This window comes from Mesorhizobium sp. M1227 (genome assembly GCF_040318315.1).
Taxonomy (GTDB): domain Bacteria; phylum Pseudomonadota; class Alphaproteobacteria; order Rhizobiales; family Rhizobiaceae; genus Mesorhizobium.
Genome location: NZ_JAMYLZ010000003.1, coordinates 26,368 through 50,621, shown reverse-complemented (window position 1 = coordinate 50,621; position 24,254 = coordinate 26,368). Strand labels below are relative to the sequence as shown.

The window sequence follows — 24,254 nt, the reverse complement described above, 5'->3', positions numbered from 1 at the left end:
ACGGCACTCCCGTCTTTATCGTCTATTAAGCCTAACGAAGCGTTTAAAGCCGTGTGGCCCAACCGGAGCCGGCTTGCTGCGGATCGCTGCCGCGCATAGCCTCGGCATGTCCTTTTCCGGTCAGTAACGAGGTTGAAACCATGTCCGAAACAGCCAAGTCACGCGCCGCGGCACTTCCCCATCTGCGCCGCGGCGGGCTGGCCAAGGGCGACCCGATCCCCTTGCCCCTGACCATGGCCGCCATCTTTCATGCGCCCGGCGACGCCACCGGCTATGATCAATATGGCCGCTTCAGCAATCCAACCTGGGATGCGGTCGAGCACATGCTGGCGCATCTGGAAGACGCCCCATGCGTCGCCTTTCCCTCGGGGATGGCTGCCATCTCGGCGGTATTTTTCGGCCTGCTCAAAGCCGGCGACCGTATCCTGCTGCCGTCTGACGGCTATCACACGACGAGAGCGCTGGCAGAGCGCTTCCTGAAGTCCTTCGGCGTCGCTTATGATGTCCGGCCGACGTCGAGCTTCCTCGACGGCGGCTTCGACGGATACCGGCTTGCCTTCGTCGAAACGCCCGCCAACCCGGGACTGGATATATGCGACATCGCAGCCGTCGCCGAAGCCGTGCACAAAGCGGGTGCGGGGCTTGTGGTCGACAATACGACGATGACGCCTTTCGGCCAGCGCCCGCTCGATCTCGGCGCAGATATCGTCATTGCCGCCGACACCAAGGCACCAAACGGCCATTCCGATGTGCTGTTCGGCCATGTCGCCAGCCGCGACGCGGACATTATCTCGAGGGTGACCGACTGGCGCGAGACGTCGGGCGCCATCCCCGGGCCGTTCGAGGCATGGCTGGTGCATCGCGGCCTCGAAACGCTGGACGTGCGCTTCGACCGCATGTGCGCTTCCGCCGAAATGATAGCGCGACGACTGAAAAACCATCGCGCGATCAGCGGCTTGCGCTTTCCGGGACTGGAGAGCGATCCATCGCACAATCTTGCCCGCGCCCAGATGGAGCGCTTCGGCTTTCTCATCTCCTTCGTGCTCGCCTCGGAGGACAAGGCCGAGGATTTCATCAACAATTGCGCCTTGATGCAGGCAGCGACGTCGTTCGGCGGCGTACACACCTCGGCCGAACGGCGATCAAAAAGGGGAGATGCCGTTCCGCCCGGCTTCGTTCGCCTGTCGGTCGGCTGCGAGCCGGTGGAAGAGCTTTGGCAGGCGATCGAGGCGTCGCTAGACGCAATCGGTGGCTGAATCGGCAATCACGAATTCAGATCGTCGGCATCAATCTTGCGCCGGCCGTGCAGCACGCGAATGATTTCGATCGCCTCTTCGCGGACACGATACAAGGTGAGGTATTCGCCGACGATCAGGTGACGGATTCCGGGCGCGATGTCTTCGCGCGGCACCTGAGAAGGGGTGCAGGGTCAGCAAATCCCACCGCCTTTGCAAGAGATCCACGAGCCGAACCGCCGCATTTGGATTCTGTTCGGCAATGTAGTCGCCGATGGCTTCGAGGTCGATCAATGCCTGAGGAAGCAGGCGGTATTTCACTCCTCAAGGCCTTTGGTTCCGGCCATTTTCAGATATTTGGCGCGCAGCCGTTCCATGATTGGCGGCCCGTCCAGCCCCGGCCCGCTGTCGATCCCCTCCTGCACCAGTCTGCGCAATTCCTCGACGGTGTAGCCGAGCAGGTCGCGCCGGTCCTTCCATTGCCGCAGCGCGTCGCGGATCACCTCGCTCGCCGAGGCATATTCGCCGGCGGCGACCACGTCGTCGACCACCGCCGCCAATTCCGGCGACAGCGTGATGCTGCGTTTATCGACCTGTCCCATGACGCGCTCCTGAATACCGTCATCCAAATGGTACGATTTAATCGCACCATTTTCAAGGAATGCCGCGCTTAATTGCGGGTCGAAAACTGAACCAACGGCTGCGCCCGAAGACGCAACCTGCTGATATCAGGAGATTTCCTTTTATCGGGGAAAACTGCCAGCTGGCCTGTAAGCCGGGTTCTGTATGGCCCTCGCCGCTTACACGGCGAGAACGTGGCGGCCATTCATCTTGGGCGCATGTTGCCATACGCCTCACGCAACCTACCCGGACGGTGAGCCGGAAACAGCCCTCGAGGGTTTCCCCTCGCACCGCCCCTATTCGGTCTTGCTCCCGGTGGGGTTTACCGTGCCGCTCCTGTTGCCAGTCGCGCGGTGGGCTCTTACCCCACCCTTTCACCCTTGCCACGATTGGATCGTGGCGGTTTGCTTTCTGTGGCACTTTCCCTGGGGTCGCCCCCGCCGGCCATTAACCGGCACCGTGTCTCCATGGAGCCCGGACTTTCCTCACCCGCAGCCTTTCGGCTTCGCGGGTGCGGCCGCCCGGCCAGCTGGCAAGGCGTATAAAGGGGTTCAGGCCCGAAAACGCAAACGAAAAAGCAAGTTGTCGCTTGTCAGGCGGGCGCTCCAAGTGCAGCCAGCTGGACCTTGACCTTGCCGCAATAGGCTGCGGACACCGGGTTCATCCGTGTGGCGGCATGGCCGGCATTGTATTTCAGGATCGTGCCGCAGGTCGTGCCGCCGCCGAGATCCCGCGCCATGGCGAGGTACTTCATGCCGTATTTGATGTTGGTATCTGGATCATAGAGGCCCTGAACCGAACCGCTATAGCCCATCATCCGCGCCGTCGCCGGCTTGATCTGCATCAGGCCGATCTCGCCGGCGCTGCCGACCTGGTTCGGTTGGTAGTTGCTTTCGATCTTGATGACGGCGTTGGCGAGCGACACCGGGACGCCATAGCTGGCGGCATAACGCGCAATGATCGCCGAATACTGTCCGCTGGCGCCGACTACCACCGCCTGAGGCGCTGGCCTGCTCTTCGGAGCGACTGACGCCGTTGCCATGTGGTCGATGCTTTTGCGGTTACGCTTCACATAGTGTTTTGAGATTGTCTTTCTTGCAGCGGTTGGCTTTTTCGCAGGGGCCGGCTTTTTCGTCCTTACCGCGGTTGCTTGTTCCACTTTTGCGGTGGCGGTCTTCTCTACTTTTGCACCACGGGTGGCTTTCGGCACGGCGGTTTTGCCGGCTGCGGCACTGAAGCCCTGATCGGCCCGCTGGCTCAGCGGTGCGCTGTTTGCCGCACTGAAGGCAAAAGTCATTACGCCGGCAGCAATGGCTGCCGTTAAAACGGTCAATTTCTGCATGTGATCCTGTTCTGTTTGATCTGCACAAAGAACTTCGCGCAGATACCCTCAATCAACATCGGAACATTTGGGGGGATAGACGTCCGACAATCTGTACGGATCGCCTTTGACGACGGAATTGGCGCCAAAGAAGGCGACGCAAGTCACTTTGAGTAACAGATTGTAATTTTTAAGCTGCAAAAGATTATTTGAGAGAGGCTATCCTTACGGAAGCGAGCAGCCTTTCCAGCGTGCGGATCGTCGATCCATCAGCCATGCCATCGACCAGGCGCTGCCGGAAATGCCGCTGAAATGCCTCTACCACGATTTCGGTCTGCCGATCGAAGGCGCCGGTGATCTCGACGCCATAACCATAGAGCGCCAGCATCGACTGCAGCGCCTCTACCTCGGCGCCGGTATCGCCTGGCTTCAGCACGGCGCCGCGCCGGATCGGTGCTGCCGGCACAACATGGCCGATACCGACGGCAAACAAGGCCTTCCATGGAAATTTCTCGCCTGGATCGACCTTGCGCCCCGGTGCCACGTCGGAATGGGCAAGCACCCGCTGCGCCGGAATGGAATGGCGCTCGATGATGCCGGCGCACAGGCCGATCACCGCACCGATCTGCGGTTTTGCAAAGTTGCGATAGCCGAGCGTATGCCCCGGATTGACGATCTCGATGCCGATCGAACAGGAGTTGATGTCGCTCTGTCCGAACCACGAGCTCTTGCCGGCATGCCAGGCGCGGTCGCTTTCCCTTACCATCTGAACAATGCGGCCGTCCTCATGGACCAGGTAGTGCGACGAGACCTCGCTTGCCGGATCGCACAACCATGCCTCGGCACCGGCGCCGGTAGCCATGCCGGTGTAGTGCAGCACGATCATATCGGGTCCGAGCGTCCCGCGCCGTGGTCCGAAATTCGGCGATACCCTGACCTCGGCGCTCGGCTCATCGGGCGGAAAGCCGCTCATGCGTGCCGCAGGCCTCGCTCGATCATTTCATAGGCCGCGTTGATCGCCGCCAGCCTGGTCGTCGCGATCTTGATGAATTCCTGCGGCAGGCCGCGTGCGATCAGCCGGTCCGGATGATTGTCGGAGACCAGCTTGCGGTAGCGCCTGCGGACCTCCTCGAACGGCTTCCCGCGCTCGATGCCGAGCACAACATAGGGATCGGCGGCACCCAGATCGACATGCCGGGCCAGGATGCTCTGGTAATGCGCCTCATCGATGCGGAATATCTCGGCGATGCGATGCAGGAATTCGCCCTCGCGCTCATGCACCAGCCCGTCGGCCTTGGCGATGTGGAACAGCCCGTCGAGTATATCCTCGAGCATCAGGCAGTTCGAATGGCCCGAACCGCAAAGCTGCGCCATCCGCTCGGCATAGGTCTCGAAACCGGCAATGTCGCGTTTGGCCAAATCGTAGAGCCGCGCCACATTGCGCCTCTGTTCCTTCGGCACCTCGAATATTTCCTGGAAGGCGCGCACCTCGTCTTGCGTGACGATGCCGTCTGCCTTGGCCATCTTGGCCGACAGGGCGATCATCGCCACCGAGAAGGCGACGCGCCGGCGCAGATCGGCATCGCCGGAGAAAACCGTGCGCACGGCCTCGACCACTTCGGCGACGCCTGACGACGCTGAAGATGAAACGCGTGTGACGAAGTCGCCAAGGCGGTCCCAAATCGACATGGGGGCTTCATAGGACCAACCACCCATCGCTATCAAGCCAAGACAGTGCCGCAGGGGCTGGCCCAATCGATTTGGCGCGATGCCTGAGGCGGCTGGCGCCAGCGCTCACGTCGTCGCACTCGGCCGCCAGGCGCTGGTATCGTAAGCAGCAGAAAGGCCGGCCTGTGAGGCCAGCCTTTCCTTGGCTGTCACATTGACTACTGAGCCGGAGCAGCCGGCGCAGGCGCAGGTGCCGGAGCCGGAGCCGGCTCGGCAGGCTTGTTGGCGTCAGGAGCAGCCGGCTTCATCGTCTGGTCGGATGCCGGCGGGTTGGTGCTCTGCGTCGTGGTGTTGTCGGTGCCGCTGTTGCTGCAGGCGGCAAGGCCAAGCAACGCAAGCGCCGACACCGACGCAAGAATGAGTTTCTTCATGATATCTCTCCTCTAATCACGCCTCCGTTACCGGCGGCGGTCGAGGACACAATGCGTAAGCTGCGCATGAGTTTCGTAACGTTGCATTTCTGCCTGTAACATATTCCAATCACTTGACGATTGCCGGTCAGGGCCTCGCGAGCTAACAGATCGAACAGGGAAAAATCCCGGGAGCGCCGCTGTGACTGCAAAATGGGATTTCTGGATCGACCGCGGCGGCACCTTCACCGATGTCATCGGCCGTGACCCGCAAGGCGCGCTGCACCCGCGCAAGCTGCTGTCCGAGAATCCCGAAGCCTATGCCGACGCTGCCATCCAGGGCATTCGCGATTTGCTCGGCGTCCAACCCGGCGCTCCAATCCCCTCCGCTCTGATCGGCGATGTCAAGATGGGCACCACGGTTGCCACCAATGCGCTTCTCGAGCGCAAGGGCGACCGTGTGCTGCTGCTCATCACCAAAGGCTTCCGCGATGCGCTGAGGATTGCCTATCAGGCCAGGCCAGATATCTTTGCCAAGCAGATCATACTTCCCGAACAGCTCTATGAGCGCGTCGTCGAGATCGACGAAAGGGTTCGCGCCGACGGCAGTGTCGAGCGCCTGCTCGACATTGCTTCGGTACGCCCGGCTATTGAGCAAGCCAAGGCGGACGGCATCGATGCGGTCGCGATCGTCTTCATGCATGCCTGGAAACATCCCGATCACGAAAAGGCAGTTGCGAAGGTCTGCAGAAAACTCGGATTTTCGCAGGTCTCGGTCAGTCACGAGGTCTCGCCGCTGATCAAGCTGGTCGGCCGCGGCGACACCACCGTGGTCGACGCCTACCTGTCGCCGATCCTGGCTAGGTATGTGCAAAGAGTGGCAAAGGAACTGGGCGTCCTCTCCCCCCTTGAGGGGGAGATGTCGGCGGAGCCGACAGAGGGGGTCGTTGCGGCAGTGCTCGACGCCCCTGTGGTGCCTTCTGACAGGACCCCCTCTGGCCGCTTTGCGGCCATCTCCCCCTCAAGGGGGGAGAGTAGGTCGAACCCAGTCGAGCCGACCCCACCCGGCGGCTTCGCCGCCACCCTCCCCTCAAGGGGGAGGGAAAGCCCTCGCCTCATGTTCATGATGTCGTCGGGCGGCCTCACCGCCGCCGACATGTTCCAGGGCAAGGATGCGCTGCTGTCCGGCCCGGCCGGCGGCGTCGTCGGCATGGTCGAGACGGCAAAACTCGCCGGTTTCGGCAAGGTCATAGGCTTCGACATGGGCGGCACCTCCACCGATGTCGCCCATTACGATGGCGACTACGAGCGCGCCTTCGACACCGAGGTCGCCGGCGTGCGCATCCGCGCGCCGATGATGCGCATCCACACCGTCGCTGCAGGCGGCGGCTCGATCCTGCATTACGAGGCCGGCCGCTTTCGCGCCGGGCCGGATTCGGCCGGCGCCAATCCCGGCCCGGCCGCCTATAGGCGCGGCGGCCCGTTGGCCGTCACTGACGCCAATGTCATGCTGGGCAAGCTGCGGCCCGAGTTCTTCCCGGCTATTTTTGGACCGGGCCAGGACGAACCGCTCGACGTCCAGATGGTTCGCGAAAAATTCGCGGCCCTTGCCGCCGAGATCGGCGACGGCCGCTCCCCGGAAACCATCGCCGAAGGGTTCATCACCATCGCCGTCGAAAACATGGCCAACGCCATCAAGAAGATTTCGGTGCAGCGCGGCTACGATGTCACCGAATACCTCCTGAACTGCTTCGGCGGCGCCGGCGGCCAGCACGCTTGCCTGGTCGCCGATGCGCTCGGCATGGAGGCGGTGCTGATCCATCCCTTCTCAGGCCTGCTCTCGGCATACGGCATCGGCCTATCCTCTGTATTTGCGTCACGCCAGCAGGCGCTGCTGAAGCCGCTGGCGGACAATTCCGGGCCAGCGATCGATGAACTCATCGCAACGCTGCGCAAAGCCGTCATCGACGAACTCGCCGCGCAAGGCATCAGCGAAGACGCGGTCGTCTCGAGACCGGTGCTGCAGATCCGCTACGACGGCACCGATACCGCGCTGCCTGTGAACTTCGGGCACGGCTCGATTGCGCAGGCCAAGGCGGACTTCGAATCGGCGCACAAGGCACAGTTCGGTTTCGTCTATGACGACAAGCCGATGATCGTTGAGTCGATCGGCGTCGAAGGTACCGATACCGGCGGCACCGGCCGCGACGAAAGCGATTCAGTTGTTGAATACATGGCCGCAAATCCTTCCGGGAACCGGAAAATCTTTGTCGACGGCGTCTGGCGCGACGCCGGCATTTTCCCTCGCGAAACGCTGAAGCCTGGTAACAAGATCGCCGGCCCCGCTTTGATCATCGAGCCTAACCAGACCATCGTCGTCGAGCCGGGCTGGCAGGCCGAGATCACCGCCAAGAACCACGTATTGATGCGGCGCGTCGAGAAGAAGCGCCGACACGCCGCACTCGGCACCGAAGCCGATCCGGTGATGCTGGAGGTTTTCAACAACCTGTTCATGTCGATCGCCGAGCAGATGGGCGTGACGCTGCAGAACACCGCCTATTCGGTCAATATCAAGGAGCGCCTCGACTTCTCCTGTGCCGTTTTCGACCGGAATGGCGCGCTGGTCGCCAACGCGCCGCATATGCCGGTGCATCTCGGCTCGATGGACCGCTCGGTGGAAACCATCATCCGGCTCAACTCCGGCGACATCCGTCCCGGCGACGTCTTTGCGCTGAACGCGCCTTACAATGGCGGCACCCATCTGCCTGATATCACAGTGGTGACGCCGGTGTTTTCCCTCCCCCTTGAGGGGAGGGTGGCCGCGAAGCGGCCGGGTGGGGTCCTCGCAGAAGGCACCACAAGTGCGTCGAGCACTGCCGCAACGACCCCCTCCGGCGGCTTCGCCGCCACCTCCCCCACAAGGGGGGAGATCGGCCAATCGCCGAAGATCCTCTTCTACGTCGCCTCGCGTGGCCATCATGCCGACATCGGCGGCACCGCGCCCGGCTCGATGACGCCGCTTGCCACAACCGTCGACGAGGAAGGCGTGCTGTTTGACAATTTCCGCATCGTCGATCGCGGCCGGTTCCGCGAGAAGGACCTGGAGACGCTGCTCACCGACCACCCCTACCCGGCGCGCAATCCGCACCAGAACATCGCCGACCTCAAGGCGCAGATCGCCGCGAACGAAAAGGGCGTCGCCGAGCTGCGCAAGATGGTCGCCCATTTCGGCCTCGATGTGGTCGAAGCCTATATGGGCCATGTCCAGGACAATGCCGCCGAAAGCGTGCGCCGCGTTCTGGAGCGGCTGCCCGACAGTTCCGAATACGAATACCCGACCGACACCGGCCAAATGATCAAGGTGAAGATATCGGTCGACCGGCGGAAGCGCGAAGCGACCGTCGACTTCACCGGAACGTCGCCGGTGATGAAGAACAATTTCAATGCGCCAGAGCCGGTCGCCCGAGCCGCTGTGCTTTATGCCTTCCGCGTCATGGTCGAAGACAACATCCCTATGAATGCCGGATGTCTGCGGCCGATCAACATCATCATTCCCGACGGCTCGATGCTGAAACCCGCCTATCCCGCGGCAGTCGTCGCCGGTAATGTCGAGACCTCGCAACACGTCACCAACGCGCTATTCGGCGCCATGGGCGCGATGGCCAATGCGCAGGGCACGATGAACAATCTCACCTTCGGCAACAAGCAGTACCAGTATTACGAGACGATCTGCTCGGGCTCGCCGGCCGGCCGGATGAACGACGGCCGCGGTTTTGCCGGCACCTCCGGCGTCCACACCCATATGACCAATTCGCGCCTGACCGATCCGGAAGTGCTGGAACTGCGTTTCCCGGTATTGCTGGAGGATTTTCATATCCGCGAAGGCTCCGGCGGCGAAGGCAAATGGAATGCCGGCGACGGCACCAGGCGCACTATCCGCTTCCTCGAAAAAATGGAATGCGCGATCCTGTCCTCGCATCGCAACCGCCCGCCGCGGGGACTGGACGGAGGCGGCGATGGCGAGGCCGGTTCGACCAAGGTCCGCCGCAAGACCGGCGCGATCGAGACGCTGAAAGCCTGCGATCAGACCATCCTCGACGCTGGCGAGGCGGTCATCGTGACGACGCCGACCCCAGGTGGATTTGGCAAGGCCTGAACTCGCGTCAACAGGCTGTCACCGGCCTGTCATCACCCTGCGCTACCCGCTTGCGGCAACGCAAACGGGGAATCGCCTTGCCATGACGGACATTTCTGGGGACCTGGTTTTTCGCCGCGGCAAGGAAGTCGGCAAGGCCGTCTACCAGAACCGCCCGCTGTCGAAAGCCGGCATCTCCGAGCGCCTGTTCGCCTTCCTGTTCTCCGGCCTCGTCTATCCGCAGATCTGGGAAGACCCCGAAATCGACATGGACGCGATGCAGCTCGGGACGGGCCACCGCATCGTCACCATTGCCTCAGGCGGCTGTAACATCCTTGCCTATCTCACCCGCTCGCCGGAAAGGATCGATGCCGTCGACCTCAACGCTGCCCATATCGCGCTGAACCGCATGAAGCTCGAAGCCGTCCGTCACCTGCCGTCGCAGGGCGACCTGTTCCGTTTCTTCGGCGCGGCTGAGACCGGGCACAATTCACAGGCCTACGATCGCTTCATCGCACCGCATCTCGACCCGGTCAGCCGCCATTATTGGGAGCGCCGCAACTGGCGCGGCCGTCGCCGCATCGCTGTCTTCGACCGCAATTTCTACCAGACCGGCCTGCTTGGCCTGTTCATCGCCATAGGCCACCGCACCGCAAAATTCTTCGGCGTCGACCCGGCCGGCATCATGGACGCCAAGAGCATCGCCGATCAGCGCCGCTTCTTCGACGAAGAGCTGGCGCCGGTCTTCGAAAAACCGCTGCTGAAATGGGCGACCTCACGAAAAGCCTCGCTGTTCGGCCTCGGCATTCCGCCGGCCCAGTACGATTCGCTGATCACCTCGGGTGACGGCACCATGGCCAGCGTGCTGAAGGCACGACTGGAAAAGCTCGCCTGCGATTTTCCGCTGAAGACCAATTATTTCGCCTGGCAGGCTTTCGCCCGCCGCTACCCTGATCCGGGCGAGGCCGCCCTGCCCGCCTATCTCGAAAAGTGCAACTACAAGACGATCCGCAACAATGTCGATCGCGTTGCCATCCACCACGCCAATCTGATCGAGTTCCTTGCCGGCAAGGATGCCGGCTCGGTGGATCGCTTCGTGCTGCTCGATGCACAGGACTGGATGACCGACCACCAGCTCAATGGTTTGTGGGCCGAGATCACCCGAACCGCCTCCACCGGCGCCCGCGTCATCTTCCGCACGGCAGCGGAACCCAGCCTGCTGCCCGGCCGCGTCTCGAATTCGCTGCTCGATCAGTGGCGCTACGAGAACGACGCCTCGCGCGAGTTTTCGGCGCGCGACCGCTCGGCCATCTATGGCGGCTTCCATCTCTATGTGAAGCGGTCCGCATGAGCACGACCGACTTGCCGGCCAGCCATGCCGAGCTGATGGACGGCGTGTACCGCTGGCAGCGTCATATCTACGACCTGACCCGCAAATACTATCTGCTCGGCCGCGACCGGCTTATCGCCGGACTGGATGTGCCGGCCGGCGGCACCGTGCTCGAGCTCGGCTGCGGCACCGGCCGCAACATCATCCTCGCCGCCCGCCGCTATCCCGGCGCGCGCTTCTTCGGCCTCGATATTTCGGCCGAGATGCTGGAGACGGCCACTGCCGCCCTCGCGCGCGCAGGCCTCTCCGGCCGCATCACGCTGGCGCGCGGCGATGCCACGAATTTCGACGCGAAAGCGCTGTTCGGCGTCAAAAGTTTCGACCGCATTTTTGTCTCGTATTCGCTGTCGATGATTCCCGGCTGGGAGAAGACAGTGTTCGCGGCTCTTGCTGCCCTGTCACCGGGCGGCTCGCTGCACGTCGTCGATTTCGGCCAGCAGGAGGCCCTGCCCGGCTGGTTCCGCACGCTGTTGCGCGGCTGGCTGAAAAAATTCCACGTCGAGCCGCGTGAATCGTTGCGCGCGGTTCTGGATTCGGAATCTGCAAGAACCGGCGCAAGCCTTCGATTCAGAACACTTTATCGCGGCTACAGCTGGCTCGCCGTAATCAAGATCGCCATCTAATATCAATTTGGCCGTGGAAGGTTTGGGGCTCCAATCCTACTAAATGGGGGCCGTGGCTGAAATCAGTTAATTGGCTAAATCACACATTGCCATATGACCCAAGGAGTGGTACATTATCTCCTCGCCGGAAGCATGGGATGATCATCGGCTTTAGAGATGGATGGCTGCGGGCTTTCTTCGTGGACGACACCCACTCCCGCAATATTCCGTCCGATCTCGAAAGCCGCTTGTTCCGCAAGCTCCAGATGATTGACGACGCGGCGATCGATCAGGATTTGCGTGTGCCGCCCAGCAACCATTTCGAGAAGTTGCGCGGCAATCTCGAAGGCTTCCATACGATCCGTGTCAACAAACAATGGCGGCTGGTCTTCCGCTGGGACGGGGGCCGGGGCGAGGCGTCGGACATCTATCTCGACGACCACAGTTATATATAAATGAGGTGAGACATGTTGATGACCGCACGCAAGCCAGCAACGGTTGGCGAAATTCTTACGGAAGAATTCATGCAACCACTCGGCCTGACACAGGCGGCTTTGGCCGAAGCTATGAGCGTCCAGCGCAAGCATGTGAACGAATTGTGCAACGGCCGCCGCAACGTGACGGCGGCCACCGCGCTCATTCTGGCGCGGGTGTTTGGCAACAGCCCGGATTTCTGGTTGAACGTCCAGCGCCGTAACGATCTTTGGACGGTTATGAATTCACCCGACGAGCGGGCGCGTGTTGATCGCGCCAAGCCTTTGACGACAGCCGCATAGACAAGACTGCGACCGCCGCATTCCTCAGTGCAGCGCCTTGACCAGCGCCGCCACCATCACCTGCGGCCGATAGCCGAGCCTGGCCGGCGTCAGCCCGAGCCGCACCACAACCAGCTGCTCGGAGGGGATGATGGCGACCGTCTGCCCGTCATGTCCCTCCATCCAGTAGGTGTCCTTCGGCAGACCTGCGGCAACGCCGGCGCCGGGGTTTTCTTCGTCGCCCGGTCCTTCTATCCATAATTGCCCCTTGCCGTAGACTTTCGAGGCAGTTGCCGGTTCCCGCATCCAGTCGACGAAGCCGGCGGGCAGGATCTCCTTGCCGTTCCAGACGCCGCCCTGCAGCAGGAACTGGCCGAAGCGCGCCCAGTCGCGTGCCGTGGCATAGAGATAGGACGAGCCGACGAAGGTGCCGTGCTCGTCGGCCTCAAGCACAGCGCTCTGCATGCCGAGCGGATCGAACAGCGCGGTCCTCGGCCACGCCAGTGCCTTGTCCTTGTCGCCGATTGCGTCCTGCCACAGCCTGGACAGCATCACCGCCGTGCCGCTCGAATAGGAAAACACCTTGCCGATCTCGCCGGTCAGCGGCTTGGATCCGGCAAAGCCCGCCATGTCCGGTTCGAGATAGAGCATGCGCGTTACGTCGGCGACGTCGCCATAATCCTCGTTGAATTCCAGCCCGCTCGACATCGCCATCATGTCGGCGAGGCTGATCACGGCGCGGCCATCTCCCTTCCAGGGACCGAACAGGCCCTGGTTGGTCATCGCCAGCTTGCCCTCCTTCACCAGCGTGCCGACGATCGCCGCATTCACCGTCTTGGTCATTGACCAGCCCAATAGCGGCGTCTTTTCGGAAAAGCCGTCGCCATAACGCTCAGCGACGATGCGGCCGTTCTTGACCACCACGACCGCCCGCATGCCGGCGCCATTCATGGCTGGATCGTCGAGGACTTTCGCGACCTCGGGATCCTGCGAGGCATCGGCCTTGTCGCCCTCCGGCCAGATCAGATCGGGCAGCGGCGCCGGCGTCGGTGCAGCTCCGGCGGCAGCCTTGGCGGCGGCAATATCGCCGTCGGGAACCGAGGCGCAGCCGAGCCCGTCGCGCGCAACCGCGACACTTTTGCCGAGCGCGCCGAACAGGCCCGCCGAAACCGTTCCCTTCTCCTTGTCCACCGACACTCTCATCAGCTTCAGCAGCGGATGACCCGGCGCCTGCACATCGACGGCGAGCACGTCGTTGGCGTCTCGCCCGGCGATGAAGACGTTCGAGCAGACGATCTTGGCGGCATAGCCGGAACCGACGCGGATCAGTTCCGGCGGCGCGAAATACAGCCAGCCGGCCAGTATCGCAGCGGCCAGCACAGCCAGGCCGAGCAGCCATTTGACGAACTTCAGGAGGATCTGCATTTTTTCGAATTCCCCTGAGCGCGATCTATGTCATCGATTTGCCGCCATTGTTTCGGCAAAATCGCGGCTCTTGTCGAGCGCCGTCAACCGAATATCAACCATGATCGGCGATCACAGGTGCATGTCGCCCAGAAGTGCGCAGCGGTTTTGGGACAACGACATGCATAGACAAAAGAGCTAAGCGCGTCGAAGCGAGGCGCTTGGGACAGACCGGGCGATCCTGTGGGGTGACCGTCCGGCGGGGCTTGAATGCATGCGTCCCAAAACTGCGTAACGGTTTGGGAATGCATGAAACGAAGATCCAGGCGCGTCGCGTAAGTCGGTTTCAGACACGCTGCGCCCGGTCGAGGGGCACCCGCGGAAAGACCCATCAGCGGCCGGCTGAAACCGGCTCGGGAAGTAGCGATGCGCCGTTTCGCGGTTCTCATCACGCTGACGCTGCTTGGTGCCTGCTCGACGGTCGAGGATCTGACGCCATCGCTGTCGTCGTCCAGCGCCTCGATGGTTGCGGTACGCGCGCCGCGTTTTGCCGATTCCGACCCGCATGAATGGGACAGCGGCGCACCGTGGAGCTATGCCGTCCACGGCACCGACGTTTCCAAATACCAGACCTCGATCGACTGGCCGGCGGCCAGGGCCAGCGGCATTTCCTTCGCCTTCATCAAGGCAACCGAGGGCGGAGACCGGTTCGATGAAGCTTTCAGCGAGCATTGGAGCCGCACCAAGGCCTCGGGCATTCCCCGCGCCGCCTATCACTTCTTCTACTTTTGCACGCCGGCCGCTACCCAGGCGCGCTGGTTCATCCAGAACGTGCCCAAAGACAGCTCGGCGATGCCGCCGGTTCTCGACATGGAATGGAACCCGAAATCGCCGACCTGCAAGCTGCGGCCCGATCCCGCCACGGTACGCAGCGAGATGAGCACGTTCCTCGAAATCGTCGAAAAATACTACGGCAAGAAGCCAATCATCTACACGTCTGTCGATTTCTTCGAAGATAACGGTTTATCGGGCTTCCGCAATTACCCCTACTGGCTGCGCTCCGTCGCCGGGCACCCGCGCCAGAAATACGGCAGCCATCCCTTCACCTTCTGGCAGTATACCGGAACGGGTGTCGTGCCGGGCATGGCCGGAAACGCCGACATCAGCGTCTTCAACGGCTCCGAAGCCGCGTGGAAGAAGTGGTTGCGGCAGAACACCCGTTGACACCAGGCCTGCCGCCTGCTTTTCGACACAGCCAACGACGAATGCCTGCAACCGCCGGTAATCTTCTTGGAAGGATAGCGATGCGATTGCGCTTTGGACTTCTCGCGGCGCTGCTCCTGACCGCCGTGCCGGCCGCGGCACAGCAATGCGGCGGGGATTTCGAGTCATGGAAGCACGGCGTGGCGGCGGAGGCCAGGGCGGCCGGCGTCGGCGCTGCCGGCCTTGATGCGCTGGAAAACGCCACCCTCGATGAGAAGGCGTTGGCACGCGACCGCGCCCAGGGCGTCTTCACCCAGACCTTCATCGAATTCTCGAACCGCATGATCTCGTCCCATCGGCTGAAGCAAGGTGCGGCCAATCTGCAAAAATATGCCGAGGTCTTTGTCCGCGCCGATCGCAAATACGGCGTGCAGGCGCCGGTCATCGCCGCCTTCTGGGCCCTGGAGACCGATTTTGGCGCCGTGCAGGGCGATTTTCATACGCTGAACGCGCTGGTGAGCCTCTCGCATGACTGCCGCCGTCCGCAGCTGTTCCGGCCGCAGATCGTGCCGCTGCTGATGTTGATCGATCGCGGCGTGGTGCCGGCCGACGTGACCGGTGCCTGGGCCGGCGAGATCGGCCAGACGCAGATGTTGCCTTCCGACTATCTCGGCCACGGCGTCGACGGCGACGGCGACGGCCTGGTCGACCTGCGCGGCAGCGCGCCGGACGTGATCATGAGCACGGCCAGCAAGATCCAGTCGCGCGGCTGGAAGCGCGACCAGCCCTGGATCGAGGAAGTCCGTGTGCCTGACGATTTGCCGTGGGAGCAGACGGGACGCACCAACAAGCTGCCGTTGACGCAATGGAGCCAGTGGGGCGTTACCAGGCCCGACGGTACGCCGCTTCTCGACAACGGCCTGAAGGCCGGCCTGGCGCTGCCCATGGGTCGCAAGGGGCCAGCCTTCCTGACCTACGACAATTTCGACGTCTATCTCGAGTGGAACCAGTCCTTCACCTATGCCCTGACCGCGGCAAATCTTGCCGCCCGACTGGGGGGCGCGCCGCGATTCGATCCGCGCAACCCCGAACCCGGCCTCGACGTCGACCAGATGAAGGCGCTACAGACCAAGCTCGAGGCGAAAGGCTATGACGTGGGCACCGTCGACGGCATCCTGGGCACCAACACCCGCGAAGCCATCCGTAAGGAGCAGATGCGTCTGGGCCTGCCGGTCGACGGCTGGCCGACTCCGGAGCTGCTGGCCAGGCTGTGAAGGTGGTGAATGGTGAATGGTGAATGGTGAATGGTGAAAAGAATAGCACCGGAGCCGCATTGAGCACCAGAATTACCACTATTCATTTATTCACTATTCACTATTCACTATTCACCATTCACTATTCCACCATCCACTAATCCGCCATCGTCTCCAGGCTGGCGAACCCCTGCGGCGCATCGCCTTCGTCGAACGGCGTCGCCACCTCGACGAAGGTGTCGGGATAGAAGCCGTTGAACCGTGTTCTGAGCGACAGCGAATAGGCGCCGATATGGCCGATCTCGATCCAGTCGCCGGTATCGACTGTCTCGGGCAGCCAGAACGGCCGCGACAATATATCGACGGAATCGCAGGTCGCGCCGCAGACCTTGAACGGCACGATGGTCTTGTCCTCGCCATTGCGCGAGCGGATCGCCGGATCGGGGATGAAGCGCGCCGGCAGCGTGATCTTGCCGGTCCATGAATCCGACAGCGACGCCCAGATGCCGTCATTGATGTAGAGCCTTTTGCCCTTGCGCAGCAGCACGCGCACGATCAGCGACAGGCAGCGCGCCACGATCACCCGGCCGGGCTCGGCCACCAGCGGCATCTGGTCGAACTGGTACTCCTGGAGGTCGCCCGACAGCCGCGACATGATCTGGCCGAGCGACGGCATTTCCGGCTTGCGGCTGTTCGGATCATGACCGTATTCGGCGGGAAACCCGCCGCCGACATCGAGCCCGGCAACGTCGAAGCCGACGCGGTTGCGCACCCAGTCGGCGGAGGCCAGCGCCCGCTCATAGGTGTCGGGATCCTCGATCTGGCTGCCGACGTGAAAGCACAGCCCGACCTTGTAGCCCGTCCGGTTCAGCCGTTCGGCGAGTTCGACCGCATTGGCCGGTCCGGCGCCGAACTTCTTCGACAGTTCGTAGGCCGCCGAGCCTTTCGTCTGGATGCGCACGAACACGGTGATGGCGCCCGGATCGATGTCGAGCGCTCGCACCACCCTGGTCAGCTTGGTGATCTCGTCCTCATGGTCGAGCGAAATGACGCGGATGGCGTATTTTTCCAGCGCCAGCCTGATGTCCGACTGCGCCTTGACCGGGTGCATGTAGAGCATCTCGGCGTCCGGCGAGACGGCGCGCACGGCGGCGAATTCGCCGGGCGAGGCCACATCGAAGGCACCGACGCCGGCCTCGACCAGGGCGTTGAGCACGATCTGCTCGCCATTGGTCTTGACCGCATAGGCGGTCTTGCCGGGAAACATGCCCATGAACTGTTTGGCGTCCGCCTTCAGCACCTGCGGGCGGAAGCAATAGATCGGATCGTCCGGGCGAAGCGCCAGCGCTGCCTCGCGGGCATTTTCGAATCGCTGCATGGACGAATCCCTTGACTGAGGCTGCGCACAATTAATCCAAGCTAGCGGCTAATGAAAACAATTCTATGTCTCGCCGCCCTGGCTTCGCGGCGCTACGCCGGTGCTGCACGCCGGTTATGAGCGAGCTAGGCCATCGCTCAGGTTTCGGGTGGCCCTTGCGGCCGGATCGGGTATGGCGTGAACAGACGCCTGAAGAGCAAGGCATCTCGTCTGGGAGGACGACCAATGGCGATAGCTGCCACCACCACGATGCGCGGTCCGATGGTGCTCAAGGACTGGGCGCAGCTTCTGCTGCTCGGCGCCATCTGGGGCGGCTCGTTCTTCTTTGCCCGTATTGCGGTAGCGGAACTTCCGCCGCTGGTGCTGGTGCTGTTCCGCGTCACCATAGCTGCGATCGCGTTGCAGCTCTATCTTGCGGTCCGTGGCCCGTCGTTTCGCCTCGCCTTGCCGCATGCCGGCCTGTTCTTCCTGCTGGCGCTCGCCAACAATGTCATCCCTTTCTCGCTGATCTTTGCCGGCCAGACCGAGCTTGGCGCCGGTGTCGCCTCGGTGCTCAATTCGACGACGCCGTTCTGGACGCTGATCCTCGCCAACGCCCTGACCAGCGACGAGAAGCTGTCGTGGAACAAGCTTGCCGGCATCGGCATCGGTATCGTGGGAACTGCGGTGATGATCGGTCCCGGCCTTGTCGCCGGGCTCGGCGGTCCGGTCTGGGCGAAATTCGCGCTCATCGGAGCATCGCTATCCTATGCGGTTGCGCTGATGATCGCCCGCCGCTTCAAGGGTGTGCCGTCACCGGTCATTGCCACCGGCCAATTGACCTGCTCGACCATCATTATGATCCCGGTCGTTCTGTTCACCTATGATGCCGCCAATCTGTTTTCGGCCTCGCCGCCGGTCTGGGCGGCGGTGCTGGCACTGGCGCTGCTGTCGACGGCCTTCGCCTACATCCTCTATTTCAATCTCGTCGCCTCGGCCGGCGCCACCAACGCCTCGCTGGTCACGCTGATCGTGCCGGCCAGTGCCATCCTGCTCGGTTTCCTGTTCCTGGGCGAGCGGCTCGAACTGTTCGAACTCGGCGGCATGGCGCTGATCGCCCTCGGCCTCGTCACCATCGACGGTCGCCTGTTCGGGCGGCGTTAGAGATGGCGCAGCGAAGTTGTCGCTCCCGATCGTGCGCTATATGGGCGTGATCGCGGGAACAGATGAACCCTGCCATTCCAGACGCCAGATACCGCCTTGCCTGAGATTCTGAACGAGATCGGGAAGGAAGGCGGCAAGGCAGGTCCCGCCGACATGTCTCACGGAAGGATACACAAGACCGGTCGCGGCGTCTTGCTTGCGGAGTTGCTTCGCCAGCGCCTGACCGGCAGGATAGGCTAAGGCAGTATCCGGATCGAGCACCGGGTCCTTGCTGAACTCAGCACCGCGCAGATCGTGAAACGAGCCTATGAAGTCGGCAACGAGCTCCGCGTAGTCGGTGACGTTTTCAAACCGTTCGATTGCGGCAAGCTCGCGCGTCAGATGAAAAGAGACCTCGCCGAGCGCGGTTTCCGCATCGAACCCACAGTACCAGACGCCCCTGGCATCATCGTTGAAACGATTGCCGCCCGGACGGGTGTAAGCGAAAGCCGCATTGATGAAGGTGTAGCCCGGCCTCCCGAAAACCAGTTCGCGCGGATCGAGGTCGGGCAATCCCCCTTGCTGCGCCTGAAGACGGCCGCTGGTGGCCCCTTCGAGCTCCGCAAGGTCCTCCAAATCTCCATGATTCCTGGCCAACGGCATCAGGACCGGTTCCTTGAGCCTGCCTGTCGAAATGAGCCGGATCGTGTCGCGCTGGGAAATGTCAGCGCGCGGCGGGATCTGCATTCAAAGTCCACCGCGCAAAGCGTCGATATGTTGGCGAACCTGCAGCAGCTTCGGAATGCCGCCCTCGATCATCACGTCCAGGGGGCGCCGGCCACCATAAAGCGGCCCTTTGTTCGGCAACCGCACCCATTCATCGGCAAGCGCTTCGGAGAACAGAAGCCGCAGTCCCTTGAAGATGCCGATCAGGGCGCTGATGCGTGTCAGCGAATCCTGGGAGAGAACGCCCTCCCACTCGCCTTTCTTCATGCGGAACCAGGTTCTCTCCGACACGTCGCCGATCAAGGTACAGATCTCGGTGCTGGTCAGATGCCAGATGTCTGCGAGCCTGACGATGCCAGCAACAGCCGCTGGCGTGAGCCGCGCCCGTGCCGAGGCATCCGCCAGATTTGCCGGCAAAGCCTGATTTGCAGGATCGCGAACCGCATAACCGACACTCATTCCGGCCTCCATCACTTGGCAGACAATATACTGCCAATTGGCAGAAAATTCAAGTCCTGGCTATCTCACAACGCTGCTGGTTGCCACCGCATTCGTATAGCGTGCAGCACCCGGTTGGATGCGCAAAGGATGCGTCGAATCTTCAGTCGGTCCGAAAAATCGATTCCGATTTTCCGCCGCGGTAGCGCTGCCATTCTCGCTGCTGCCACGGCTTTGCCACAAATTATTCACAGGTCCCGGGCCGGCTTTTGACAAAGAGTTTCAATGCCTAACGGCAAACGGCAGGTCGCAAATTCCACAATCTCGTCGCATTGCAGCAAAGTTTCTGCTTGCCTGTGGCACAAATGACCCTAGACTCTCGCCATAGCTCTTTAAGAGGAGGCTATGACATGGGACTGACGAGGCCGATCAACGCATTGATGATTTGTGCTGCGTTTGCATTCATCGGCGCCCTCATTATGGGCGTCCTTCCATAAGGCCGCTGAGCGGGGGAAGACCAGCACCGAATACTCCAAACCATTTGAAAAGGCCGGGCATTTTGCCCGGCCTTTTGCATTCCCCCGATCTTTGACATTTCAAAAAGGAGCTTGCCGCCTTACGCCGCGGCTGATCCCGCCGCCTCGACTTCGTGCGACCTGATGCCGATCATGTGGCAGATGGCGAAGACCAGATCGGCTCGGTTCATCGTGTAGAAGTGGAAATCGCCGACGCCGCGCTCGACAAGGTCCAGCACCTGCTCGGCGGCCACGGCAGATGCCACCAGCGCATGCGTTTGCGGATCGTTCTGCAGCCCATCGAAACGCTCGGCCAGCCATGCTGGCACCAAGGCGCCGCACCGCGCCGAGAAGTTGGCGACCTGGGTGAAATTGTGCACCGGCAATATGCCCGGCACGATGGGTATGTAGATGCCGGCCCGCCGTGCCCGCTCGACATAGCGCTCATAGAGATCGTTGTCGAAGAAGAACTGGGTGATCGCCCGCGTCGCTCCGTTGTCGGCCTTGCGCTTCAGCATATCGAAGTCGGTGGCGAAATCCGGGCTTTCCGGATGCTTTTCCGGATAGGCCGAGACCGATATGTCGAAATCGCCGGCGCCCTTCAGCGCATCAACCAGTTCGGCGCCATTGGCATAGCCTTCCGGATGCGGCCGGTAGGCCGCGCCGACGCCCTCGGCCGGATCGCCGCGCAGGGCGACGAAACGCTTGACGCCCATATCGGCGAACTCCCGGATCACCGCATCGACCTCGTGACGCGCCGCATCGACGCAAGTCATGTGCGCCGCCGGCGTCAGCGTCGTTTCATTGAGGATGCGCTTGACGGTGCGGGCCGTCCGCTCGCGGGTCGAACCACCGGCGCCATAGGTGACCGAGACGAATTTCGGCTTAAGCGGCTCAAGCCGGGTGACCGTGTCCCACAGCCTTGCTTCCATCTCATCGTTTTTCGGCGGAAAGAACTCGAACGAAACCCTGACCTTGTCGCCGATGTCGGGGCGGCGGGAGAAGCGGAACTGGTTCATCAGGCGGTTTCCCCTATCGGATACGCATTGGCCGGTTGTCTGTCGTTGGAAGGCTCGGCAATCAGCATGCGCCGATCGCGGCCGAGCCAGAGTTTGACGGTGAGCTTGGCCTCGTTGCCGCCGCGCGGCTCGAATTCCTGGCTGTCCTCGAGGTCGAGGCCGGCCTCGGAAAACCAGTCGCCAATCTGCCGGTCGGAAAAGCCGAGACGCATATGCGCGTGCTCGTCGCGCAAGAACTCCAGCGCGTGCGGCGCGAAATCGACGATCACCAGCCGGCCGGCCGGGCGCAGCAGACGCGCCGCCTCGCGGATGGCGCGGGCGGGATCGTCGAGATAGTGCAGCACCTGATGGATGGTAACGAGATCGAAGGCGTCGCGTTCGACCGGCGGCGCGAAAATGTCACCCTGGCGCACCTGCGCATTCGAAACGCCGGCCTTGTCGAGATTGGCGCGCGCCACCGTCAGCATTTCGCGCGACATGTCGATGCCGACACCGCGCCGATAGAGCGGCGAAAAGATCTCGAGCAGCCGTCCGGTGCCGGTGCCGAGATCGAGCATCGACTGGAACGGCCGCTTGCCGACGAGCTTGATGAGGGCTGCTTCGACCGCGCGATCCGGCACATGCAGCGAGCGGATATGGTCCCAGCTTGCGGCGTTTACCGAGAAATATTCGGCAGCCCGGTCCTGCCGCTTGCGCTTGACTGCGGCCAGCCGTTCGAGATCACGCTCGACCTGCGGATCGGCGCCGCGGATGCCGGAGACCAGCCTGAGCACAAAATCGCGCGACGTGTCGGAATCCGAAAGCCGGAAGAACGCCCACGAGCCCTCCTGGTAGCGGCCGATCAGCCCGGCCTCCAGCAGCAATTTCAAATGGCGCGAGACGCGCGGCTGCGACTGGCCGAGGATTTCTGTCATATCTGAAACGGTCAGATCGCCGCGCGACAGCAGCGCCAATATGCGCAGCCGGCTGGATTCCGCCGCCGCCTTCAATGTATCTACCATCGTGTCGAGAGCGACATGCATGCGAGCATTCTCTTTGAAAAGATATAAACATATGTTTATGTCGGTTTGGATAGGCTTGCAAGCGCTATGTCGCTTCCGGACAAGAAAATGACGCATGCGTGGCGGATCGCGCAAAAACGGACGCATGATCGGGGCGAGAACCATGTTCGAGACGCGCAGCGGCGAAAAGCTCCTGGAAACCGACCCGGCAACGATGCCGCCGGATGGCCATGTCGTCTTCATCGGCCGCATCGCTTCGCCTTGGATCACGCGGGAGGCTTGCCCCAAAAACATGAAGGCGGCGCGGGAGACGGAACAGCCGGCGCACTTGGTCATCGACCCGCTTTATCGGGATGGCCTGCTTGGGCTGGAACGCGCCAGCCACGTGATCGTCCTGTCCTGGCTGCACCATGCGCCGCGGCAACTGATTGTCCAGAAACCCCGCCATGCCACAGAGCCGAAAGGCGTCTTTTCGCTGCGCTCCCCTGCCCGCCCGAACCCAATTGGGCTGCATGTCGCCAGGCTGGTTGCCGTCGACATCGACACCGGCCGCGTCGATCTCGATGCCATCGACGTGCTCGACGGCACGCCGGTCATCGACATCAAGCCCTATTTCGCCTCGACCGATGCCTTCGCCGAGGCGACCATGTCCGGGCGGGACGAGCCAGGGCCGGTGGAGTGATGAGCGCGCCGACCGGCCGCCGCCGCGCCATCGCCAAGGCACTGACAGCGCTGCTGCCGCTGGCGCCCTATGCCGACATGGAAAAGATCCGTGCCGATGCCGGCGCCGTGCACATGAAGACCTTGCCGCCGAGCATTGCCGTGTGGCTGGCGACGATAGCGCATATTCGCCACGCCCACACCGACTACGAAAAGCTGCTGGCCGAAGGCTATGACCGCGATTCCGCGCGCTTCTTCGTCATCGAGCAGACCAACAATGTGCTCACCCGCTGGCGCGCCACCCGTCTGCTCGACGATGAGGATGAGGCGTAGAGCGATGGCAGGCACACGCGTCGAGTTCTGCGCTCTTCACTGCTGTGATTAGCGAAATCGAGAGGTGACGGCCAATCTCCCCCCAAGTGGGGGAGATGTCCGGCAGGACAGAGGGGGGCGCTGTCCCGCCGACCTCAGGTCGGCAACATCGGAACTTTCAAAGCCTGAAATAAAAACCCGCCTCGGTGGGCGGGTCGTTGGAGCCCAATTGGCACCATACCCAAATTAGTAGCATAGCTGCCGGCACAAAGCAAGAACAAAATACGCCGTGACTAGAGGTCGCCTTGCCTGGACTAGGCCCGGTAAATCCACTGCTCCGGCACGCGCACCGAAATCTCCTCGCCGGCCGCGATCGTGCCGGGCTTCTCGACCCAGGCGACGAGCCCGCGCAACCGCTTCGCCGCCTTCGGGAACAGCAGCGCGCCGGCCTCATGGTCGGCCATCCCGGCATTTTCGGCGACCGATCGCCCGGCGATCCGGCAAGGCCCGTTCTGCGCGTCGATCTTGACGGTCGCGCCGCCTTTGAAGAACAGCAGCGTGCCGGACGGCAGCATGGAGAGGCGCGGCAGGCCGTCGATCAGGAGATTGGCGCCGATCCATTCCGGCTTGATCTCGGCGATGCCCATCCGTTCGGCGACGATTGCCAGTTCGTCCGCAGCCACGATCGACAATTGCCGTTCGTTGCGCATCTCGGTGCCGCGCGGATACCAGGGTTCCCGCCCGCCGGAGCGCCGCGTCGTGCCGGCATGGAAATCGCCGTCGATGCCGTCGAAACCGAGTTGCAGCGTATCCACCGCTCGTGTCTCAAAACGATCGAATGATGCGAGATAGAGCGCCGCCACCCTGGCGGCGAGTTTTCGCGACGGGACGATCTCGACCGGAGTTTCGGCTTCGGGAAACATATCCGGCATTGGTTTCACTCCTAGCTGCCGGATGCAGTTAGCCGAAGTCGATTCATAGGGTCCAGTCGAAAGCGTTGATGCTCCAATCAAGACGGCTGATACGGGTCGGCACCACCAGCGTCATGGTTGAACCAGCCTCATGCAAAAGCGTGCCGCATTGCTG

Annotated in this window: 23 protein-coding genes, 1 other RNA gene and 1 pseudogene; 11 read left to right on the top strand and 14 right to left on the bottom strand. The window is 62.4% G+C overall.

Annotated features, from left to right (window positions below; translation table 11 throughout):
• The first annotated feature begins 140 nt into the window (after positions 1 to 140).
• Positions 141 to 1,256: a cystathionine gamma-lyase gene (locus tag NKH28_RS05745; protein ID WP_352501066.1), complete on the top strand. Its 1,116-nt coding sequence runs from the start codon at positions 141 to 143 to the stop codon at positions 1,254 to 1,256.
• Positions 1,257 to 1,264: 8 nt separating this feature from the next.
• Here NKH28_RS05745 and NKH28_RS05740 read toward each other — a convergent pair.
• From NKH28_RS05740 to NKH28_RS05710, 7 genes and pseudogenes are all read right to left on the bottom strand, one after another.
• Positions 1,265 to 1,556: pseudogene (locus NKH28_RS05740) on the bottom strand (type II toxin-antitoxin system RelE/ParE family toxin).
• Positions 1,553 to 1,837 carry a type II toxin-antitoxin system ParD family antitoxin gene (locus tag NKH28_RS05735; RefSeq protein ID WP_352978140.1) on the bottom strand — a complete coding sequence of 95 codons (285 nt, stop codon included), beginning with the start codon at positions 1,835 to 1,837 and terminating at the stop codon, positions 1,553 to 1,555. Before NKH28_RS05735 ends, NKH28_RS05740 begins: the two are co-directional and overlap by 4 nt.
• A 153-nt stretch (positions 1,838 to 1,990) precedes the next feature.
• Positions 1,991 to 2,389, bottom strand: an RNA gene (gene rnpB, locus NKH28_RS05730) — RNase P RNA component class A.
• 59 nt (positions 2,390 to 2,448) lie between these two features.
• Positions 2,449 to 3,198: a lytic transglycosylase domain-containing protein gene (locus NKH28_RS05725; protein ID WP_352471549.1), complete on the bottom strand. Its 750-nt coding sequence runs from the start codon at positions 3,196 to 3,198 to the stop codon at positions 2,449 to 2,451.
• Between the two features lie 184 nt (positions 3,199 to 3,382).
• Positions 3,383 to 4,150 (bottom strand): N-acetylmuramoyl-L-alanine amidase, encoded by a 768-nt coding sequence (locus NKH28_RS05720; protein WP_352471548.1) that lies wholly within the window; start codon positions 4,148 to 4,150, stop codon positions 3,383 to 3,385.
• Entirely contained in the window at positions 4,147 to 4,866 is a 720-nt protein-coding gene (locus tag NKH28_RS05715; RefSeq protein ID WP_352471547.1) for a TerB family tellurite resistance protein, read from the bottom strand. Before NKH28_RS05715 ends, NKH28_RS05720 begins: the two co-directional genes overlap by 4 nt.
• A gap of 197 nt (positions 4,867 to 5,063) precedes the next feature.
• On the bottom strand, positions 5,064 to 5,276 hold the full coding sequence (locus NKH28_RS05710; RefSeq protein ID WP_352453143.1) for a hypothetical protein: 213 nt from the start codon (positions 5,274 to 5,276) through the stop codon (positions 5,064 to 5,066).
• 181 nt (positions 5,277 to 5,457) lie between these two features.
• On the opposite strand from NKH28_RS05710, the gene NKH28_RS05705 reads away from it, so the two are divergent.
• From NKH28_RS05705 to NKH28_RS05685, 5 genes are all read left to right on the top strand, one after another.
• The gene (locus tag NKH28_RS05705) at positions 5,458 to 9,411 is read left to right on the top strand and encodes a hydantoinase B/oxoprolinase family protein (protein WP_352870918.1); all 3,954 of its coding nucleotides are present in this window, start codon (positions 5,458 to 5,460) and stop codon (positions 9,409 to 9,411) included.
• Between the two features lie 82 nt (positions 9,412 to 9,493).
• The gene (locus NKH28_RS05700; RefSeq protein WP_352501071.1) at positions 9,494 to 10,741 is read left to right on the top strand and encodes a BtaA family protein; all 1,248 of its coding nucleotides are present in this window, start codon (positions 9,494 to 9,496) and stop codon (positions 10,739 to 10,741) included.
• Positions 10,738 to 11,403: a class I SAM-dependent methyltransferase gene (locus tag NKH28_RS05695; protein ID WP_352978138.1), complete on the top strand. Its 666-nt coding sequence runs from the start codon at positions 10,738 to 10,740 to the stop codon at positions 11,401 to 11,403. The genes NKH28_RS05700 and NKH28_RS05695 overlap by 4 nt, the downstream gene beginning before the upstream one ends.
• 137 nt (positions 11,404 to 11,540) lie before the next feature.
• Entirely contained in the window at positions 11,541 to 11,837 is a 297-nt protein-coding gene (locus NKH28_RS05690; RefSeq protein ID WP_352978136.1) for a type II toxin-antitoxin system RelE/ParE family toxin, read from the top strand.
• Positions 11,838 to 11,849: 12 nt separating this feature from the next.
• Entirely contained in the window at positions 11,850 to 12,158 is a 309-nt protein-coding gene (locus NKH28_RS05685) for a HigA family addiction module antitoxin (protein WP_352820363.1), read from the top strand.
• Positions 12,159 to 12,182: 24 nt separating this feature from the next.
• Here the strand turns inward: NKH28_RS05685 and NKH28_RS05680 are convergent, their stop codons facing one another.
• Positions 12,183 to 13,562 (bottom strand): serine hydrolase domain-containing protein, encoded by a 1,380-nt coding sequence (locus NKH28_RS05680; RefSeq protein WP_352978134.1) that lies wholly within the window; start codon positions 13,560 to 13,562, stop codon positions 12,183 to 12,185.
• Positions 13,563 to 13,967: 405 nt separating this feature from the next.
• On the opposite strand from NKH28_RS05680, the gene NKH28_RS05675 reads away from it, so the two are divergent.
• A complete protein-coding gene (locus NKH28_RS05675) occupies positions 13,968 to 14,765 on the top strand; it encodes a glycoside hydrolase family 25 protein (RefSeq protein WP_502896455.1) in 798 nt (265 codons plus the stop codon).
• Positions 14,766 to 14,845: 80 nt separating this feature from the next.
• Entirely contained in the window at positions 14,846 to 16,018 is a 1,173-nt protein-coding gene (locus tag NKH28_RS05670; protein WP_352978132.1) for a lytic murein transglycosylase, read from the top strand.
• 136 nt (positions 16,019 to 16,154) lie between these two features.
• Here NKH28_RS05670 and NKH28_RS05665 read toward each other — a convergent pair whose 3' ends face one another.
• Positions 16,155 to 17,375, bottom strand: coding sequence for an alanine racemase (locus NKH28_RS05665; protein ID WP_352820359.1), 1,221 nt, complete (start codon positions 17,373 to 17,375; stop codon positions 16,155 to 16,157).
• A 225-nt stretch (positions 17,376 to 17,600) separates the two neighbouring features.
• On the opposite strand from NKH28_RS05665, the gene NKH28_RS05660 reads away from it, so the two are divergent.
• Positions 17,601 to 18,518 carry a DMT family transporter gene (locus tag NKH28_RS05660; RefSeq protein ID WP_352978130.1) on the top strand — a complete coding sequence of 306 codons (918 nt, stop codon included), beginning with the start codon at positions 17,601 to 17,603 and terminating at the stop codon, positions 18,516 to 18,518.
• A 36-nt stretch (positions 18,519 to 18,554) separates the two neighbouring features.
• Here the strand turns inward: NKH28_RS05660 and NKH28_RS05655 are convergent, their stop codons facing one another.
• The 4 genes from NKH28_RS05655 to NKH28_RS05640 form a co-directional block, all read right to left on the bottom strand.
• Complete coding sequence (locus NKH28_RS05655; protein WP_352471536.1) at positions 18,555 to 19,244, bottom strand: RES family NAD+ phosphorylase; 690 nt, start codon at positions 19,242 to 19,244, stop codon at positions 18,555 to 18,557.
• Entirely contained in the window at positions 19,245 to 19,682 is a 438-nt protein-coding gene (locus NKH28_RS05650) for an antitoxin Xre/MbcA/ParS toxin-binding domain-containing protein (protein WP_352501077.1), read from the bottom strand.
• Between the two features lie 595 nt (positions 19,683 to 20,277).
• The gene (gene metF / locus NKH28_RS05645) at positions 20,278 to 21,195 is read right to left on the bottom strand and encodes a methylenetetrahydrofolate reductase [NAD(P)H] (RefSeq protein WP_023676795.1); all 918 of its coding nucleotides are present in this window, start codon (positions 21,193 to 21,195) and stop codon (positions 20,278 to 20,280) included.
• Positions 21,195 to 22,217 carry an ArsR/SmtB family transcription factor gene (locus tag NKH28_RS05640; RefSeq protein ID WP_352978128.1) on the bottom strand — a complete coding sequence of 341 codons (1,023 nt, stop codon included), beginning with the start codon at positions 22,215 to 22,217 and terminating at the stop codon, positions 21,195 to 21,197. Before NKH28_RS05640 ends, metF begins: the two co-directional genes overlap by 1 nt.
• Before the next feature lie 124 nt (positions 22,218 to 22,341).
• Here NKH28_RS05640 and tsaA point away from each other — a divergent pair, with 124 nt between their 5' ends.
• Together tsaA and NKH28_RS05630 are read left to right on the top strand one after the other, a co-directional pair.
• Complete coding sequence (tsaA, locus tag NKH28_RS05635) at positions 22,342 to 22,878, top strand: tRNA (N6-threonylcarbamoyladenosine(37)-N6)-methyltransferase TrmO (protein WP_352978126.1); 537 nt, start codon at positions 22,342 to 22,344, stop codon at positions 22,876 to 22,878.
• Positions 22,878 to 23,189, top strand: coding sequence for a DUF2293 domain-containing protein (locus NKH28_RS05630; RefSeq protein WP_352456194.1), 312 nt, complete (start codon positions 22,878 to 22,880; stop codon positions 23,187 to 23,189). The genes tsaA and NKH28_RS05630 overlap by 1 nt, the downstream gene beginning before the upstream one ends.
• A 293-nt stretch (positions 23,190 to 23,482) precedes the next feature.
• Here the strand turns inward: NKH28_RS05630 and NKH28_RS05625 are convergent, their stop codons facing one another.
• Positions 23,483 to 24,100: an MOSC domain-containing protein gene (locus NKH28_RS05625; RefSeq protein WP_352978124.1), complete on the bottom strand. Its 618-nt coding sequence runs from the start codon at positions 24,098 to 24,100 to the stop codon at positions 23,483 to 23,485.
• Positions 24,101 to 24,254: the final 154 nt, after the last annotated feature.